Source organism: Paenibacillus sp. 01T443, from assembly GCF_056398325.1.
Map to the genome: position 1 here is coordinate 241,997 of NZ_JBFTPE010000010.1, position 16,158 is coordinate 258,154.

Here is a 16,158-nt window from a genome sequence, read left to right on the forward strand (position 1 = left end):
CTTCCAAACCAACTAGCTATTATTCGGTATAATGCCGTTAAGCCTCGTTGCTAGCTCCGTAATAGTAGGAATAGGAATCCGAATGATTTCGGTTAATGTTATTGAGAACAACGCCGATAAGATTGGCTTGCACATGCTCGAGAGAGGTCTTCGCCTTGAGCGCAACTTCTTTTTTCACTTTTCCCGAATCGATGACAAGAACGACGCCATCGCTTTGGGTCGCAACGATTTGAGCGTCCGTTACGGACATGATCGACGGTGTATCGATGATGATCACGTCATAGGTTTCCCTCAACTTCTCAAGCAGCGCCCCCATATGATCCGACGATAGCAGCTCTGATGGATTAGGCGGATTCGGGCCTGCGGCAATGACCGACAGATTCTCCGTATTCGAATGCTGGATGACATCCTTCAGCTCTTGTTGATGGAACAAGGCGGACGTCAAGCCTTTATGGTTGGATAGTCCAAAAATGTGATGCTGCGCCGGTTTTCGCAAATCCGCATCGATCACCAGCACCCGTTTGTTTGCATGAGCGAAAGAAACCGCCATATTGGCGCATGTTATGCTTTTCCCTTCGCCCGGTTGGGATGAGGTGACCATAATGATCTGCAGTTTATGGTCGATCGTCGAAAACTCGATGTTGGTCCGCAGCATCCGATAACCTTCGGATATTGGCGAATTTGGATTTCTTTCCGCAATAAGGTTCCATTTACGTATCAAGCGAGACATTGCTTCCCCTCCCGGATCTTGGTGTTAGCGTGGCTTTGCTGCCCCGATCTATGGCATCACTCTCTTTAAACTTCGGAATCGATGTCAGTACCGGAACCCCCAGCAGCATCTCGATGTCTTCTTCGTTCTTGATCGTGTCATCCAAATATTCCAGAAGGAAGGAAATGCCTACGCCCGCCATTAAAGACAATATGAATGCGACGGCAATATTCATAATCGGATTCGGAGCCATCGGGCCATGCGTCTCTTTCGGATCGGCTTTGTCCAAGACGGAAACATTGTCAACCTTCATCAGCTCAGGAACCGATTTTTGAAATACGATCGCAACGGCGTTGGCGATATTGGCTGCCTTCTCATAGGAGTCTTCCCGGGCGGTTATGGTCATGATCTGCGTTTCATTAGCCGAGCCGACGGTTACCTTGCCAGCGAGCTCTCCGTACGTCTTAGCAAGTTCCGGATACTCATTGATGACTTTTTTCATCATACGTGGCGTTTTAATGATTTCTTTGTAGGTTTTGATGAGTCCGATCGTGGAGTTAATGGAGCCTACGTCTATGCTTGGTTGCATCGAACTGCTGCCCTTGTAATCGTTGACGATAAGTGTAGCGGAAGCTTGATACTGCGGTTCGATGAAGTTGAAGGAGTAAATGCCGATGGTCAGACAACTTACTGAAATAATTAAAGCAATCCATAAAAGTCTTCTTTTGATGATCATCCAATATCGTTTTAATTCCAACTTGGTTCCTCCGTTACTAGTTAAGTCATTTTGCCATTTATGTTTGTGATAAATTATTCCTAGTGAATACTAATGTTTTTAAGTTATTCAAAACGCGAACTTTTGGGCACGGTTAATTCAGAGAAGCACCCAGTCCGATGCTTCCAATCATGTTTATGTAACTCTGCTATGTAACTGCTTATCTACTTATATTCATAAACTCATCGACCGTTCCGCCATTCATGACGTGCTCCATCATATCTTCCGAGCAAGCCTCATGTCCCACCTTCTTGAGCAACAGCGATACAAGTTCAGCCATGTCAACGGGTTTGTTCCTTGGCGTATATCCAGTAACCATAAGAAGCTCAGCTAACGATCTCGAATCCTCTTGTCTCTCCTGATTCATTAGAGAAGGATCTTCAGATAGTATTTTCAAAAATTGCTTCAGCCGTACTCGCTTCTGCTCCACATTCGAAACATTCATCTTTGACACCCTCCATTTTTCAACCCTCTCGTTCACTTAAGATTGCTACAAATCGACAAATAACACAAGCTTCATTAAGAGGTTTTAATATTAGTAAAATATAATTTTTGCTATAGCATTTGATTTTTCGCCTAACTGGTTTCAGGAGTCATGTTAGCCTTGCTTCCACCGTGAATCTAAGTATGACACAGATTTTTGATATTCTTGAGGGAATAAAGACATGTTGTCGGTTAGACATTCCTGCTCATTTTCAAAATGGTTTTCATAAGCACGGACTCCTAATTTATCGAATTAGGCAATTTTAACTTTTCTCATTATCAGTGCCTGAATAGATGAATTTGTCATTTGGAAGCGCTTTATGTATGTTTACAAATATTACTTCTTCAGACTCATTCAGTTTATAGTTAAACTAACTCTTTTCCTTGTAAAATAAAGGTTTTTGACTGTTCATCACTATGTCTTTCATTCAAATTTCATTAATAATTACGCTCTATTTTTAATAAAATAAGGGACTATTGACCAGTGTCCTAGAAAAGTAGGACCCAAAAACACCATTCGACAACATTCGCATTTGCTTGTTTCATGATCATTTTTGTACATGAAAACGTCTTTTTTATCTCTATGTAATAAAAAAACAAGCATTTCCGCAAAAAACGGATCTGCTTGTTTCCAAAAATTTCCTTATTGATGTTCGAAAAAGGTCTTTTTAGCTTCTCTTCCACGCATTACTTATTTTGAAAATAGGAAAATAGACGACTCCATACCCCCCGGGATGAAAGCGCTTCGACAAGCCTCCTGCCGAAAGTCTTATTTCCGATTACGTACTGCGCATTGTTTAGAAAAAAACTCACCCACGCCTCTCCCATACTCTCATGGATAGCATCATAGACCTCGCGCAGCCGAGATCCTCTGCGCTCCAGATGATGCGCGTCCGACGAAACGATGTGAATGATAACCCGATACTCGCTGGTTACCATCTGCTCATCGTCTTCATATTCGTAGGGAAACACTTGGTGTTCTAGATGTTTTACTGCTCGTTTTGTTTTAAAATAACGATGCATATCAAGTTTTTCATGCATACTGTCTTCTTTCAGGTAGCTAATGCGATTGATCACATAAACTTCATCATTTTTTGAAAAGAGAAAGTTACAAATGCTGTACGAGCGTTGCATTACTTCATTAAAGTATGCTTTTTCCTCAAGGCCGCTTATTCCAAGTTCAAATCTTATCCAGTATTTTTGCTTGAACAATTGATTAACTACATTGGTTTTCATGTGCTGTCCCTTCACTAACAACGTCGATGTCAGGGTTAAAATGTGGAAGGTCGCCCAACCCGCAATAGATGGTAAAATTCATGTTTTCCGGGGCTAATCCGATGATCGCATATTTAAAATTGCCTTTTCAATTTGAACATACAGAGATTTGTTTTGTTGCAGCATCCAAATGAAAAGGATGAAGGAAATAAAAATTAAGAGAATTATGATGGTTGGGTAAAGAGCCTTATTAGTCTTCATTTTCTCCTCTTTTACAGGGAATAGTAATCTGTTGAAACGTTGCTGACTGAAAGCATACAATCGAAGCGTTCCACTCCCGGATACTTTTCCCCCAAACTCGTATCGAGAAACCATTTTTTCTATAGAAACCAACAGCATCTTTATCGGTTTCCGCCTTTATTCTTACGATTCTTTTCGTTTTTATAAGTTCATTTATCATTTCACTGCCTATACCCTTACAGCGGTAATCGGTTTTAATTGCAATATGCTTTATCACTACTTAGTTATGTGATTCGTATATGAATCCAATTAATCCTACCAGCTCATTATTTTTGAAACTTCCTATTATCCCGCCCTCGCGCAGGTCGTCGACCCTAAGCTCGGAGAACCATTTCGCCAGCTTATCTTTCTCCGTCAACGAAGACCATGGTCTGGTCGTGGTGCAAAGCTCTTAGATTCATGATAACATGATTAAAATAAAGTCGGGGATGGGGCAATTACTTTATAAAAGGAACAGATTTTTTAAGTGGAAGCAGTATGAATTAGAGATAATCTTGCTAATAGTAATTGGGCCTAAACTAGGAGGAAAGAGATGGAGGGAAATAATAAGTTCATAATCAGCCGGAGAAAGCTGTTGGCGGGAATGGCAGCAATAGGCCTCAGTTTTATGAGCGGGGGTGTTATTAACCGCCTTTCCGACAAGAGCTCGAATACAGGAGTAAGTGTAAGAGATTACGGAGCCGCCGGCAATGGAGTGAAAGATGATACGGCAGCATTCCAGAAAGCAATCAACGATTGTGTAGCCAAAGGTTATAAACTATATGTTCCCGCAGGTAAGTATCTCATCAAGGGAACTCTCGATAATTTTGACAATCTGATTATGGAAGGTGTTTCGAATAATAAATCCTACTGGTCACAGACCGATTATGACGATTTCGAAAAGGGGTCCGTTCTGCATGGTTCCGGGGATAATGTACTGATCGGAGGAAGCATAAAAAGGGCTCAATTTTCAAATTTATGTTTTGAAAATTTTGATCTGGTCGCCGGTGTATCCAGTCCCAGATATGTCCTTTTTGATTCCTGCAGCTTTAAGGAGATTCGTCGAGTACTCAGCGCACCAGGCAACAAGAAGGGTGCCTATCATAATTACAAATTCAGATACTGCTCGTTTACGGTTTATGATACAGACGTGCTGTTTGAGGGCAGAATCATTGACAGTTCATGGGATCAGTGTGTCTTTGTAGGAGCAAAACCGTTTGATTGGGTACAGGCGATTGCCAATCAGGTGACAAACTGCCGGTTCGAATGGATTGACAGGGATGCCGCGATATCCATGTATGCCTGCCGCATGATTCAAATCTCCAACAATTTCTTTGACAGAGTTAGAGGAGCGGCTATTGAAATCAAGCAGAAAAATAGCGGAATTGTCATTTCTGCCAATCAATTCAACCGGTGCGGCAGCGGCAAAAATTCAGCCGGCGGCGGTACGAACATGAAGGAATTGTATAAATCTTTTGTGGTGGTGTATGGTGACTTCTCGGATGTGAACATCATTCAAAATACGTTTCTGAAGAGTCAAAGCAACGACCGATCGGGTGAATTATGTCCCCAATATGTGATCGCCAAGCGTGCAGCCATAACGAACTGCCAATTCAAATTCCAAGGAAACGTCGTAGTTAATGGATTTGTCTCCTCATTGATTTTCGATGAAGATCAAACCTATGAAAATATTAAAATCGATGTGGATTATGTATTTCCCTCCCTTGCCGATTATGTGGTCAACTTGGCCCAGTGTGCTTCTCACGAAATTCAAACGTCCTGCGATACGGATACGATCGTGGAAGAAATACCGGCGCAGCTGACGGTTCGGAATAAGGCGAACATCCAAATTGCCGGGGAACAAAAGGGAGCGGTATTCGGCGGCAAGGTTAACGGTTTTATGCGTTATGACCGTGGAGAAGTCATTTTTGAAGATTACGCGTATCATAAAATCGTATCATTAAGTATGGATTGGAATAAATCTTATGACATCCCGCTGTCGCACATGGTGAAAGGAGTTTATTTGCACCTTTCCATTTTGTATTCGACGAGCGGAAATCCGGACGGTGGAGTGACTGTTTCCATGTCTGGATCTTCTACGTTAAGCTTGCCGAAACTTCCATTAAGCGGCTTTGAGAAAAAATTATACACGGCTAAATTTTATATTCCTTTCCAGTCATCAAGTGACTCAGCCCGAATAAACGTATTTGCGGACGGTTCTTCGAACGGGACGGGATCCATTTTTATTCATGCACTCAGTGCGACTTACACATCTTTTACACCAAAACAGATGTATGATTTAATGGGTTAATATATTCTCGCTCGATGCCCACGATGATCCCGGTCAGAGTCGGAAATACGTGTGGTATAAACTGGACAGATGCACACAAAAAGTGCCTGTTTCCGAAAGGAAACAGGCACTTCTCCTTTATCAGTTGGTTACTACAGTCAGCACCGGCGCATTACTTCCATTTTAAGACACCGGCGAGATACAACCAGCCTTCCTCAGTAGGAATATACGTAATGTCAGACAGCCATTTCTCATTAGGTTTACTTGCCTCAAAATTCTGGTTCACAAGATTTTCTGCGACAGGTAGGTTGTGGTTGGAGTTTGTTGATGCTTTGTATTTCTTAACCACTTTAGATCTGATCCCTTTCGCTCTCATCAATCGAGCCACGCGACCTCGACTAGCCTTTTATCCCGGCGGTAAATTCTTTGTGATCTGAGGCTATCCGTAAATCCTATGACTGCTTGTATGAATGTCTCTGAACGTTTTCAATAACGCCCGATTCTCTACACTACGCTTGCTTTCTGGACGATTGATGTAAGCATAATAGCCGCTTCTTAATCAATTTCGTTATCTTGCTATTCCATTCCCAAATGCGTACATACGTTCACTTTCGGGGTTATACTAGTGGTGGAGGTGAACCTGCATGGTAAATCAAAGCAAGCACAACCTGAACCAGCCATTTTTTGTTTCTCAATCATCAGCAGATACACCGCCCTTAGAATTGGGGCTTGAGGAAAAGTGGAATGCTGTCCTCGGCAATGATGCTTCCTATAATGAAACATTTCTTTATGCAGTCAAGACAACGGGAATTTTTTGCCGGCCATCCTGTAAATCAAGACCGCCGAACCCCGATAATATCACTTACTTCGATACGGCCGAGCAAGCAGTGTCCGCCGGGTTTCGTCCATGCAAACGCTGTAAGCCAACCGGCCAACGGCTGCCCGATGACGAATGGATCGCTTCCGTGACTGACTATATCGACCATAACTATAGAAATGCCCTAACCTTAGAGCTGCTCGCAGAGATTTGTCACGGCAGCCCTTACCACCTGCATCGGACTTTTAGGAAGTTGAAGCAAATGACCCCCGTTGCCTATATCCAGCATCAAAGGATTGAAAAGGCGAAGGAGCTGCTGCTTTCTTCGGATCATTCCGTTTCAGATATTGGTGTTCAAGTGGGCCTAACCAATACGCCTTATTTTATAACCCTTTTCAAAAAATTAACCGGACACACGCCGGCAAGCTTTCGGAAAGAACAAACTATAAAATGAACGGAGGCTTCATCCAATGGAAAACAAGRCAATCCCCCAATTGTATTGGACGCTTTTAACGCATGAAGGTTGGAATATTCACCTTGCCGCTACCCCTGCGGGCCTTTGCTTCGCCGGCTCTCAAAACCAATCGATGGAAGAACTTGCTCTATGGGCGAAAACAAAGCTTCCGGGCAGCGTCTTGATTCAAAATGACCAGCTGCTGCAGCCGTACAAAGACGAGCTGATCGAATATTTTCAAGGCAAGCGCACAAGCTTCACTGTCCCGTTCGATTATCATGGCACCGACTTTCAGCTTGAAGTATGGCGCGCGCTGAACGACATTCCTTATGGCCAAACCAAATCCTATTCGGATATCGCCAATCACATTCAACGGCCGGCCGCGGTCCGTGCAGTAGGCACCGCGATCGGCGCAAATCCGATCCTCATTACGATTCCCTGCCACCGCGTGATCGGGAAAAACGGCTCCCTAACCGGCTATCGCGGCGGCATGGAGATGAAAAAGAAGCTGCTACATTTGGAGAGCGAAGCGGTCAGCAGGGAAGGAGTCGAATCCTTTGCTTGAGCGCCTCAACCAACGTATCGCGAAGCTGGACTTCGCAGCGCTTCAGCAATCATTAGAAGAGCACGGATTTGCGAAGCTGCCCGTCTTATTAGACCATTCGGAATGCCAGGAAATGATTGGCACCTATGAGAACGAAGCGCTTTTCCGCAGCACTGTCAATATGGCGAGATATCGGTTCGGAATCGGAGAATATAAGTATTACAGCTCTCCGCTTCCCTCCATGCTGCAGCTGCTGCGTGAAGGCTTATACCCCGGTCTTGCAGTCACGGCTAACCGCTGGCTTGAACAATTAGGTAAAGAAGCCGCTTATCCGCCGGCCTTCAATGATTTTCTGGCTCATTGCCACAACGAGGAACAGAGGCGTTCTACCCCGTTAATATTGAAATACGAAGCCGGCKGATATAACTGCCTCCATCAGGATTTGTATGGAAAAGTGTACTTCCCGTTTCAGGTCGTATTTGCATTGAACCAGAAGGAGAGCGACTTTACGGGCGGTGAATTTCTGCTCGTCGAGCAGCGCCCGCGAGCGCAGAGCCGTGGACATGTCATTACGCTTGAGCAAGGCGAAGGCCTTATTTTCCCCACCCATCATCGTCCGGTCTTAGGTACGCGCGGCTATTACAAGACGACTCTTCGGCATGGCGTAAGCACCGTTACCTCAGGCACGAGGTACAGTCTCGGCATTATTTTCCATGATGCAACGTAAACGCAGTCCCACATTCAAGGAGGTTTATCTCATGGCAATCATTACAAAGCTTATTCTCACGCAGGTATCCAAATGAAAACCGAGTATTTATACAAGCAGCCTAAGACACTTCTGAATAAGGGAACTGGTTTTCTGACGGGCTACAGCCATTCGCTGAATCCTTATACCGGCTGTTCTTTTGGCTGCTCCTACTGCTATGTGCGGAAAATGCCGGTATCCCTGTTCAGAAACAAGGTATGGGGTACCTGGGTCGATATCAAGAAGGATGCCGCGGAGGTTTTTCGGAAGGAGCTGCTCAGAGCCCGCGCCAAAGGACCGGTCACGATCTTTATGTCCTCCAGTACCGATCCTTACCAACCTATTGAGCATACAGAACGGATTACCCGCTCCTTGTTGGAGGTCATGGTAGAGAATCCGCCCGACTTTCTGCTCGTTCAAACGCGCAGCCCGCTTGTCCGCAGAGATATCGATCTTTTCCAGCAGCTTGGAGAGAAGGTCCGTGTCAGCATGACGGTGGAGACCGATCTGGATGAGATCCGCAAGCATTTTTCGCCGCAAGCCCCTCCGATTCAGGCTAGGCTTAAGACTCTGCAATTGTTGGCCGAGGCCGGCGTTCCTGCACAAGCCGCAATCGCTCCGGTACTGCCAAGCAGCGAGGCTTTCCCGGACAAGCTGCAGCCGCTTGTTGACCGAATTTGCATAGATGATTATTTTATGGGCGACGGCAGCAGCGGAAAACGAACCAAGCAAATGGGCATTCATAAATGGTATGAGCCGCTGGGGCTTGAAGAATGGCATGATCCTTCTGCTTATCAAATCGTTTATGAACGGATGAAGCGCGTTTTCTCCGAGGAGCAAATCTATATTAGCCAGCAAGGCTTTGAGCCCTAATCGAAAGCCTGCTTCTCGCAAAAAAGAAATATTAAACCATATGGTTGAATATTTCTATTTTTTCGTTTATAGTTAACCGTATGGTTAAACAAGAAAGCGATAAGCTCGATGATATTTTTCACGCTCTCTCCGATCCGACGCGAAGAGAAATGGTCAGGCTCATGTCTCTCCATGAGCGAACGGTATCGGAGCTCGCAGCCCCCTTTGAAATGTCGCTTGCCGCTGCCTCCAAGCATATTAAGGTGCTGGAGCAGACAGGTCTTCTTCACCGGACGGTTACCGGACGGACCCATATTTGCTCCCTCGATCGGCAAAGCTTGGCTGCGGCCAGCAAATGGCTGCATTTTTACGAGCAATTTTGGAGTAATCAATTTGATGCACTTGAACGCGAACTTAAAAAAGAGGAAAAGGAGAAGCACTAACGAGCAGTATAACCGTTTCCTGCAGTCTAACCCGGCTGACTCTATCGTAAAATTCATTCAGAAGAGGATGTTTACAAATGGCTAACGTATCCCAAACCACCTTAGTAATGGTGCGTCAATTCGACGTACCGGCCGAAAGAGTATTTGATGCATGGATTAACCCTGTCATGATGAGAAGATGGCTGATGACTAATGAAGGTACCAATAAATTAGCGGTCAATGAGCCGGTCGTCGGCGGAAAATGGACGATCGTTGACCATCGCAATGGCAACGATTATACAGCCACAGGCGAATATCTGGAACTTAACCGCCCGAATCGTTTGGTCTTTACTTTTCAAATGCCGCAATTCAGCGAATTGACTGACCGCCTGACCGTTGAGCTAAAAGCGCTTGATAAAGGCTGCGAAATGACGTTTACGCAAGTCATCAACGTGCCTCATGAAGAAAACTGGACGCAAGCCGATATCGAAAAAGCGCTTAGCGAGTACCGCAGCAGCTCCGAGCATGGCTGGAATTTAATGTTCGGCGGCTTAAAGGATATCCTGTCCTTATATTCGCTGCTTCAACAAATCGGTTCAGAGCAAATCGCAGCGATGAACGATCAAGCTCTTAAGCACGCTGGCGAAGACTTTTTCAAAAAGAATGAGCAAGCTGTATTCAGTCTCCGCTATTTAGGCTACGTGGAGCAAGAAACCTCCGTCTTCACGGATGCAGGCCTGCAATTGTTAAGACAGCTCTCACTAGACATGGCATAGCCGCTGGCTAGCGCTTTCGTTTCATGCCGCGGATCCGGTTTTTCGTTTCCGGATCTACGCGGTATGATTCCGTTATTTTTTGCAAAGCTTTGTTGTATGTGAAATCGTCCAGAGAGCTGCTCGCCAAATAGGCTTGCGTGATCTCTGGCAGCTTCACATAACAAATTGAAATCGCCCAAGCCACCGCCATCTTGACATAGTAGCTGCTGCGGTCGGTCTCGTCTAGCAGCCTCAGTACACGGTGAATGTAACCTTCTTCGATATAATAATCAAGAAGCATAACGACACCGAAGCGTATTTCATACTCTTTATCTGAAACAAGATAAGGCTGTAAAAAATCCCACATGGTATCCTTATTCGTTTTCGTGATTTTCATCCCGATGCAGAAGCTGTCGCACACCGACCAATTGTCCATTTTCGGCACAAAATCAGCGATATAGGGCAAAACTTTCCCGATGTCGGCCTGAATATATCCGATCACCATTCCCTGCAGCATGATTTCCTCGAAATACTCGCTTTCGGCATGTTCCAAATAATGCTGCCAATCGCCCTTCGCAATGGTCTTCGCCAGCTTGCGCAAATGGGGCAGCCGGACTCCTAATACGTTATTAATGTTCGGAATAAGCGCAGCAGAAAATTTCCGGTAGTCCTCCTCCGCCCAAGCAAGCAGCTGTTCTTTTACGGTTGTTTCCATGTCCTTGCTCCTTTTTCCTTAATCAAATGAAAGGTCCCATAAATAAATAGAAGCTATTGACCCATATGGTGAATACTGAAGACTATAGCCATCGAATTGCTCTTTTGTTATCGAATCAAGACCATACAATTTCATCATTCCGCGGCGTACGGCGATATCCCCCCAACTGATGATATCTGGACGCTCCAGCGCATGAATGAGCAGCATTTCGGCCGTCCACTTTCCGACTCCCTTTAGGGTCATCAGCCTCTTAATGACTTCAGCATCCGGAAGCTGTTTCAGTTCTTCCAATTGAAAGTCACCCAGCGCGATCGTCTGTGCGATAGTTTTAATACATACGGCCTTTTTCATTGTCATGCCGCAGCCTTGAATATCTTCGACAGACTGCGCAGCCAGATTGGCCGGCGTTATCTCACCGAGCCTCTCCTGCATTCTCTCCCATATGGTGCGGGCTGCCTTAGCTGAAATAAGCTGGCCGACAATTGCATTCATGAGTGCCGTGAACAGCTCCGGCATGATGACCCGTTCAATCTTGCCAAGGCGCAGCATCGCTTCACCCAGCACAGGATCAACGCTTTTTAAATAATCGATTTCCTTTTGTCCATACTCAAAATACTTCGTTATTACGGCCGGCATTCTGCATACCCTCCTCTTCAACAATCATCGGCTCCCGATAGCTTATGAGCAATCGATGCCTATTTTATTTACGCTTGTCCTCTTACTATACATCACTAGGCGACGTCCGGCCGAATATGCGAATAGAATAGCAAGATAACGAAGTTTTTGCAGCAAGATGAAAGGAGCTGAGCTATGAAAAAGCAGCCTTCCCGATAGTCAAGGAACGCTGCTTTTTTATTCGTATAAGCTTAGTATATGCGGTGTTTCCAGCCGTTCAGCTTTGCAACAGCCTCAATGTAATAATAATCACCATAGATTAAGGAGCCTTCAGCGTTGGCCGATACGCTGCTCGAGCCATGTAGAAGAATAGCCTCATGCTCTGGGTTTTCCCAGGTTGCGTAATTTTCAGTAAGCGAACGCAAAATGCGCTCGGCTGCTCCCGCATACAGTCCTTTTTCACCTGCCGGAACAACCTCTGCAATCTCAAGCAGGCCTGAAGCTGCTATCGCCGCCGCAGAGCTGTCGCGGAATCGGCCTTCCACTGATTCAAATCGGAAATCAGAATAAGGAACATAATCCTCTGGCGAGGCCGCAATAAAATAATGCGCGATTCGTTTGGCCGTTTGCAGGAAACGCTCATCACCGGTATTGCGATACGCATTAATGAAGCCGTACAGCCCCCAAGAAGTACCACGGCTCCATGAGGATTCAGCTGAAAGACCTTGGCCGCCAAAGTTTTCAATATAGGCGCCTGTCTCCGCGTCAAAGGAAAGAATATGCTTCGTTGAACCGTCTTCGCGAATACCGTACTTCATCGTCGTTTCCGCATGGGCAGTCGCCATATGCTTATAGCGAGGATCACCCGTCACCTTGCTCGCCCAGAAGAGAAGCGAAATATTTAGCATGCAGTCGATGATTACCCAGCCATACTTGTCTTCATTCCAGGCACGAATAAATCGGCCTACAGGATTGTATCTTGCCGCCAGAAAGTTCGCTGCTTCGATACCGCGGCGAAAAGCATCCTCGTCGCCAGTAATCGTATGCTTGATGACCGCTGTGGACAAAAATTGAAAGCCAACATCATGATGCATCTCTACCGTCGGTTTAATGAACCATTGCTCAAGTTCCTCATCCCAGCGCCATGCCGCCTCTTTGTAATGCTCCTTGCCCGTCATGTCATGCATAATCCAGAGCATGCCTGGCCAGAAACCGGTTGTCCACCAGTCCGTGCCAATATCATCGAATTTTCCGTCTTCTTTCGCAAAATGAGGACATTTATCGCCCATCTGCCCAATCGTCCGCKTCACTTTTTTATCGAGTCTGTCCATAATTTCCTGCCAATATGCTGTGCTCATCTAATCAACCTCCACCGTTTTTCTTGATTATAGCCGGATGAAAGCGCTAAATGTATTGCATTAATGCTTAAAAATGTTGATATCTTGTTGTATTTAGCGTTGTGGCCGCTGCGCGAGCAAATCATTCTTCCGATCGCTGTTGCAGCCAGATTTTTTGATTTTCTTATCCCCTACAGGGTAAGAATCCGGCTGCAAAGGCGAACACTTCGTTTCTCCAAAACGATCTTCTCGCTTCGCTTCTACCAACATGTTAAATTTCACAATCCTTTACATTGTTCTTCAAGACATGGTATATATAAATAAATTGATCCAATTCTAACAAAGAAGGTGAACGGGATTTCTACGAATCCGGAAGTTACCGCATTTATCGAAAGTATGGGCCAACCCTGGCAAATCAAGATTAGCAATGAGCTCCGTCAAATGATTCATCAATCTATCCCGGATGCTGCAGAGCGGATTCAATACAAGAAGCCGCATTTTCTCAAAAACGGGAAATACGCGGCCGTTATCTCTCCTTCCAAAGATGCGTTAAGCTTTATGATTTTTAATACGGCTGAACTTGAGCTGCCCGCTGGCGTTGTTTTCGAAGGACCGCCTGAACGAAAATGGATCAAAATTCGCGAGGGACAAGCGCCGGACTACGCTATGCTTAGTAACCTCCTGATTCAAGCATCAAGCTCGCTTTAAGGGATCAAACAGAATAGGATACAAAAAAACATCGCGAAGCTCGCGATGTTTTTTCATTTATTATAGACTGCAATCTATTATTTCTTATATTTCGCAGTTCTTGCGTCTTGGATCGTTCCGCTCCAGTTCAAGCCGAAAGCGAAATCATAAACGTTATTCTCGGAATCCACATGACAATCCATATCATGCGCAACATCCTCCAGTTGCTCTTCGACTGTCTTCATATTAGCCGGCATTTGCATAGGTAGAAGGCCGGACGGCTCTATGTTCCCGGTCAAAACCTCCATGATCGCCTGGTCCTGCACGCCAAAATTAGCAATGATCGCATCAACCGCCGCTTCAAACTCCTCGACGACAGCCGGATTAGCCAGAAGAAGTGAAACAACGACAGGCTTACCTTTCATTTTCTCCTTTGTATCCAGTACCGCATCTAAATCACTCGTATTGTGAGCCGTTACGCTTTTGCCTTTATAGGAACGATTAAGCACATCGCCTTCTCGCGCATCGCCTGCCAAACTGTGCTCACGGGCATGCTCAGCTGTGTAAGTCTTATACTGGAGACTGATAGGCATGTATCCGTTACCGCCCTGATCAGTATCCTCTTGGCTGTAACCAACGCCAGACTTTGGATTGCTGATGAATACGAGAGCAAAATCAGCCGCATCAGGGTCCTCCGTTACGTTAAAGTATTTGCGGACGATATCGAGATTAACAGGATACTCCAGCGTTTCCGGCGTAGGAAAGCCGAACCAGTCCTTCCCTGCCGGGGTATATCTCTTCGGAATATATACCGTGCTTTTCAATGGCAGAGGCAGCAGCTGCGCTTTGTTTTTGAGCAGTACAATCGATTTCAGCTGGGCTTCATAGCCTTCTCTCATAAAGGCAGGACTGCCCACAATTTGCGCACTCTCTTCCACCTGCAGGTACGGATTCTCGAACAGCCCAAGGCGGAAAATATTTTTCAGCAAGCGTACCGCCGATTGCTCAAAGCGGCTGCGCATAAAGGCTTCGCCATGCTCTGCCACTCCCATTTGGTAAGCTTCCAGCACGGGCGCAATTTCATTGTTTCCGCCAAATTGGTCGACGCCGGCCATTAGCAGCTTATAATGGCGCTCCGCTACGGATAGGCCTTCCACTCCCCACGGCTTTCCGCTTAAAAAGGAGTCCTTGCTTGGCGTTTCATCAGCCGTAATTAACCAATCCGTGCAGACGACGCCGTCATAGCCGTACTTGCCGCGAAGCAGATCCTGAATAAGATACGTATTGTAGGAGTTACCCACGTTCTCGCCGTTTACGCCATCCTGATCAACCGAAATCGTATAGTATGGCATAACTGCCGAGGCTTTGCCTGTCTTGCCATCCAGCTTAAATGCCCCATCTACGAATGGAATTAGATGCTCTTCAAAATTCCCCCCCGGATATACGGCATATTTGCCGCAGCCATAGTGCGCATCCCGTCCCGCTTCACCGGAGCCGCCGCCCGGCCAGTGCTTCACCATCGCGTTTACGCTCTCGTAGCCCCAGCCGTCTGCAATTTCATTGTCACCGGCTGAATTCTGAAATCCATCCACATATGCACGCGCCATATCCGCGGAGAGCCTGGAATCCTCGCCGAAGGTGCCGTTAAAGCGGAACCAGCGAGGGTCGGTCGCGATATCAATTTGCGGGGAGAGTGCGGTGGCAATGCCTAATGCGCGATATTCCTTTGCCGCTATTTCTCCGAATTTCTCAGTTACCTTCGGATCAAAGGTTGCAGCCAGCCCCAGAGTCTCTGGCCACATTGAAATGTGACCGCCCGAGCCTGCGTTAAATTCCGAGCTGGAATCCGAGCCATGTCTAGGGTCTGAGCTGTTATTTGCGGGAATGCCAAGACCCGTTCCTTCCGCAAAGGACTGTACCGCATTGTTCCATTTCGCCGCTGTCTCCGGGGATTGCACCGTAGTAATCAATACATGCCTAAGGTGATCCCTAGCTAGAAATTGCAGCTGCTCATCCGTAAGCTCCCAAGGCTTTGCTCCGCTTTCTTCAAAGCTTTTGCCGCCATACGTACTCGAGAACCAGCCATGGGATGCCGCAGGAATTGATTGATGCCTGCTGTACAGCATCAGCCCCGCGATCTGCTCGACCGACATTTGGGAGGCCAGGTCCTTCGCCCGCTCCTCTGAAGGCAGACGCCAATCCTCATATTTGTCCAGCGATCCATTTTGATTCAAATCCTTAAAGAACAAACCGTCCTGCTCCACAATCTTCACGCCGGAAGCAAGGGAGTAACCAAGCGTTGGTCCTCCGTCATTGCGAACATAACGTATGCCATCTTGGAGCTTTTCTTTGGTCATATCCTGTATCATCGCTGAAATCCTCCCATTTATGTAGCCATATTTACTTTTTCATGTATTCAATGATAACGTTTACAAGCCTATTATAAGCAAAACTGCCTTTATCA

General features: G+C 46.0%; 16 protein-coding genes and 1 pseudogene. 8 read left to right on the forward strand and 9 right to left on the reverse strand.

Going from position 1 to position 16,158, the window contains the following annotated elements:
- Window positions 1-37: 37 nt before the first annotated feature.
- From AC1DLI_RS20670 to AC1DLI_RS20690, 5 genes are all read right to left on the reverse strand, one after another.
- A complete protein-coding gene (locus AC1DLI_RS20670; protein WP_308998139.1) occupies window positions 38-730 on the reverse strand; it encodes a CpsD/CapB family tyrosine-protein kinase in 693 nt (230 codons plus the stop codon).
- Window positions 711-1,466, reverse strand: coding sequence for a YveK family protein (locus AC1DLI_RS20675; protein ID WP_477605939.1), 756 nt, complete (start codon window positions 1,464-1,466; stop codon window positions 711-713). The genes AC1DLI_RS20670 and AC1DLI_RS20675 overlap by 20 nt, the downstream gene beginning before the upstream one ends.
- 178 nt (window positions 1,467-1,644) lie before the next feature.
- A complete protein-coding gene (locus tag AC1DLI_RS20680; RefSeq protein ID WP_477605941.1) occupies window positions 1,645-1,929 on the reverse strand; it encodes a hypothetical protein in 285 nt (94 codons plus the stop codon).
- Between the two features lie 725 nt (window positions 1,930-2,654).
- The gene (locus AC1DLI_RS20685; protein WP_477605943.1) at window positions 2,655-3,203 is read right to left on the reverse strand and encodes a DUF3885 domain-containing protein; all 549 of its coding nucleotides are present in this window, start codon (window positions 3,201-3,203) and stop codon (window positions 2,655-2,657) included.
- 229 nt (window positions 3,204-3,432) lie between these two features.
- A complete protein-coding gene (locus AC1DLI_RS20690) occupies window positions 3,433-3,699 on the reverse strand; it encodes a GNAT family N-acetyltransferase (protein WP_477605945.1) in 267 nt (88 codons plus the stop codon).
- Between the two features lie 315 nt (window positions 3,700-4,014).
- Here AC1DLI_RS20690 and AC1DLI_RS20695 point away from each other — a divergent pair, with 315 nt between their 5' ends.
- The 7 genes and pseudogenes from AC1DLI_RS20695 to AC1DLI_RS20725 all read left to right on the forward strand — a co-directional run.
- A complete protein-coding gene (locus AC1DLI_RS20695) occupies window positions 4,015-5,772 on the forward strand; it encodes a glycosyl hydrolase family 28-related protein (RefSeq protein ID WP_477605947.1) in 1,758 nt (585 codons plus the stop codon).
- 623 nt (window positions 5,773-6,395) lie between these two features.
- On the forward strand, window positions 6,396-7,022 hold the full coding sequence (locus AC1DLI_RS20700) for a bifunctional transcriptional activator/DNA repair enzyme AdaA (RefSeq protein ID WP_477605949.1): 627 nt from the start codon (window positions 6,396-6,398) through the stop codon (window positions 7,020-7,022).
- A 16-nt stretch (window positions 7,023-7,038) separates the two neighbouring features.
- Window positions 7,039-7,587, forward strand: a complete 549-nt coding sequence (locus tag AC1DLI_RS20705; protein WP_477605951.1) for a methylated-DNA--[protein]-cysteine S-methyltransferase — start codon at window positions 7,039-7,041, stop codon at window positions 7,585-7,587.
- Entirely contained in the window at window positions 7,580-8,293 is a 714-nt protein-coding gene (locus AC1DLI_RS20710; RefSeq protein WP_477605953.1) for a 2OG-Fe(II) oxygenase, read from the forward strand. The genes AC1DLI_RS20705 and AC1DLI_RS20710 overlap by 8 nt, the downstream gene beginning before the upstream one ends.
- Window positions 8,294-8,365: 72 nt before the next feature.
- Window positions 8,366-9,184, forward strand: coding sequence for an SPL family radical SAM protein (locus AC1DLI_RS20715; protein WP_477605955.1), 819 nt, complete (start codon window positions 8,366-8,368; stop codon window positions 9,182-9,184).
- An 80-nt stretch (window positions 9,185-9,264) separates the two neighbouring features.
- On the forward strand, window positions 9,265-9,606 hold the full coding sequence (locus AC1DLI_RS20720; RefSeq protein WP_477605957.1) for an ArsR/SmtB family transcription factor: 342 nt from the start codon (window positions 9,265-9,267) through the stop codon (window positions 9,604-9,606).
- Window positions 9,607-9,683: 77 nt separating this feature from the next.
- A pseudogene (locus AC1DLI_RS20725) lies at window positions 9,684-10,151 on the forward strand (SRPBCC family protein); the annotation flags it as partial.
- A gap of 217 nt (window positions 10,152-10,368) precedes the next feature.
- Here the strand turns inward: AC1DLI_RS20725 and AC1DLI_RS20730 are convergent.
- From AC1DLI_RS20730 to AC1DLI_RS20740, 3 genes are all read right to left on the reverse strand, one after another.
- On the reverse strand, window positions 10,369-11,055 hold the full coding sequence (locus AC1DLI_RS20730; protein WP_477605959.1) for a DNA alkylation repair protein: 687 nt from the start codon (window positions 11,053-11,055) through the stop codon (window positions 10,369-10,371).
- A gap of 18 nt (window positions 11,056-11,073) precedes the next feature.
- Window positions 11,074-11,691 carry a DNA-3-methyladenine glycosylase family protein gene (locus tag AC1DLI_RS20735; RefSeq protein ID WP_477605961.1) on the reverse strand — a complete coding sequence of 206 codons (618 nt, stop codon included), beginning with the start codon at window positions 11,689-11,691 and terminating at the stop codon, window positions 11,074-11,076.
- 230 nt (window positions 11,692-11,921) lie between these two features.
- The gene (locus AC1DLI_RS20740) at window positions 11,922-13,028 is read right to left on the reverse strand and encodes a glycoside hydrolase family 88 protein (RefSeq protein ID WP_477605963.1); all 1,107 of its coding nucleotides are present in this window, start codon (window positions 13,026-13,028) and stop codon (window positions 11,922-11,924) included.
- Between the two features lie 375 nt (window positions 13,029-13,403).
- Between AC1DLI_RS20740 and AC1DLI_RS20745 the strand changes: the two genes are divergently transcribed.
- A complete protein-coding gene (locus AC1DLI_RS20745; RefSeq protein ID WP_477606124.1) occupies window positions 13,404-13,715 on the forward strand; it encodes a DUF1801 domain-containing protein in 312 nt (103 codons plus the stop codon).
- Window positions 13,716-13,792: 77 nt separating this feature from the next.
- On the opposite strand, the gene AC1DLI_RS20750 is transcribed toward AC1DLI_RS20745, so the two are convergent.
- The gene (locus tag AC1DLI_RS20750; RefSeq protein ID WP_477605965.1) at window positions 13,793-16,063 is read right to left on the reverse strand and encodes a glycoside hydrolase family 3 protein; all 2,271 of its coding nucleotides are present in this window, start codon (window positions 16,061-16,063) and stop codon (window positions 13,793-13,795) included.
- Between the last annotated feature and the right edge of the window lie 95 nt (window positions 16,064-16,158).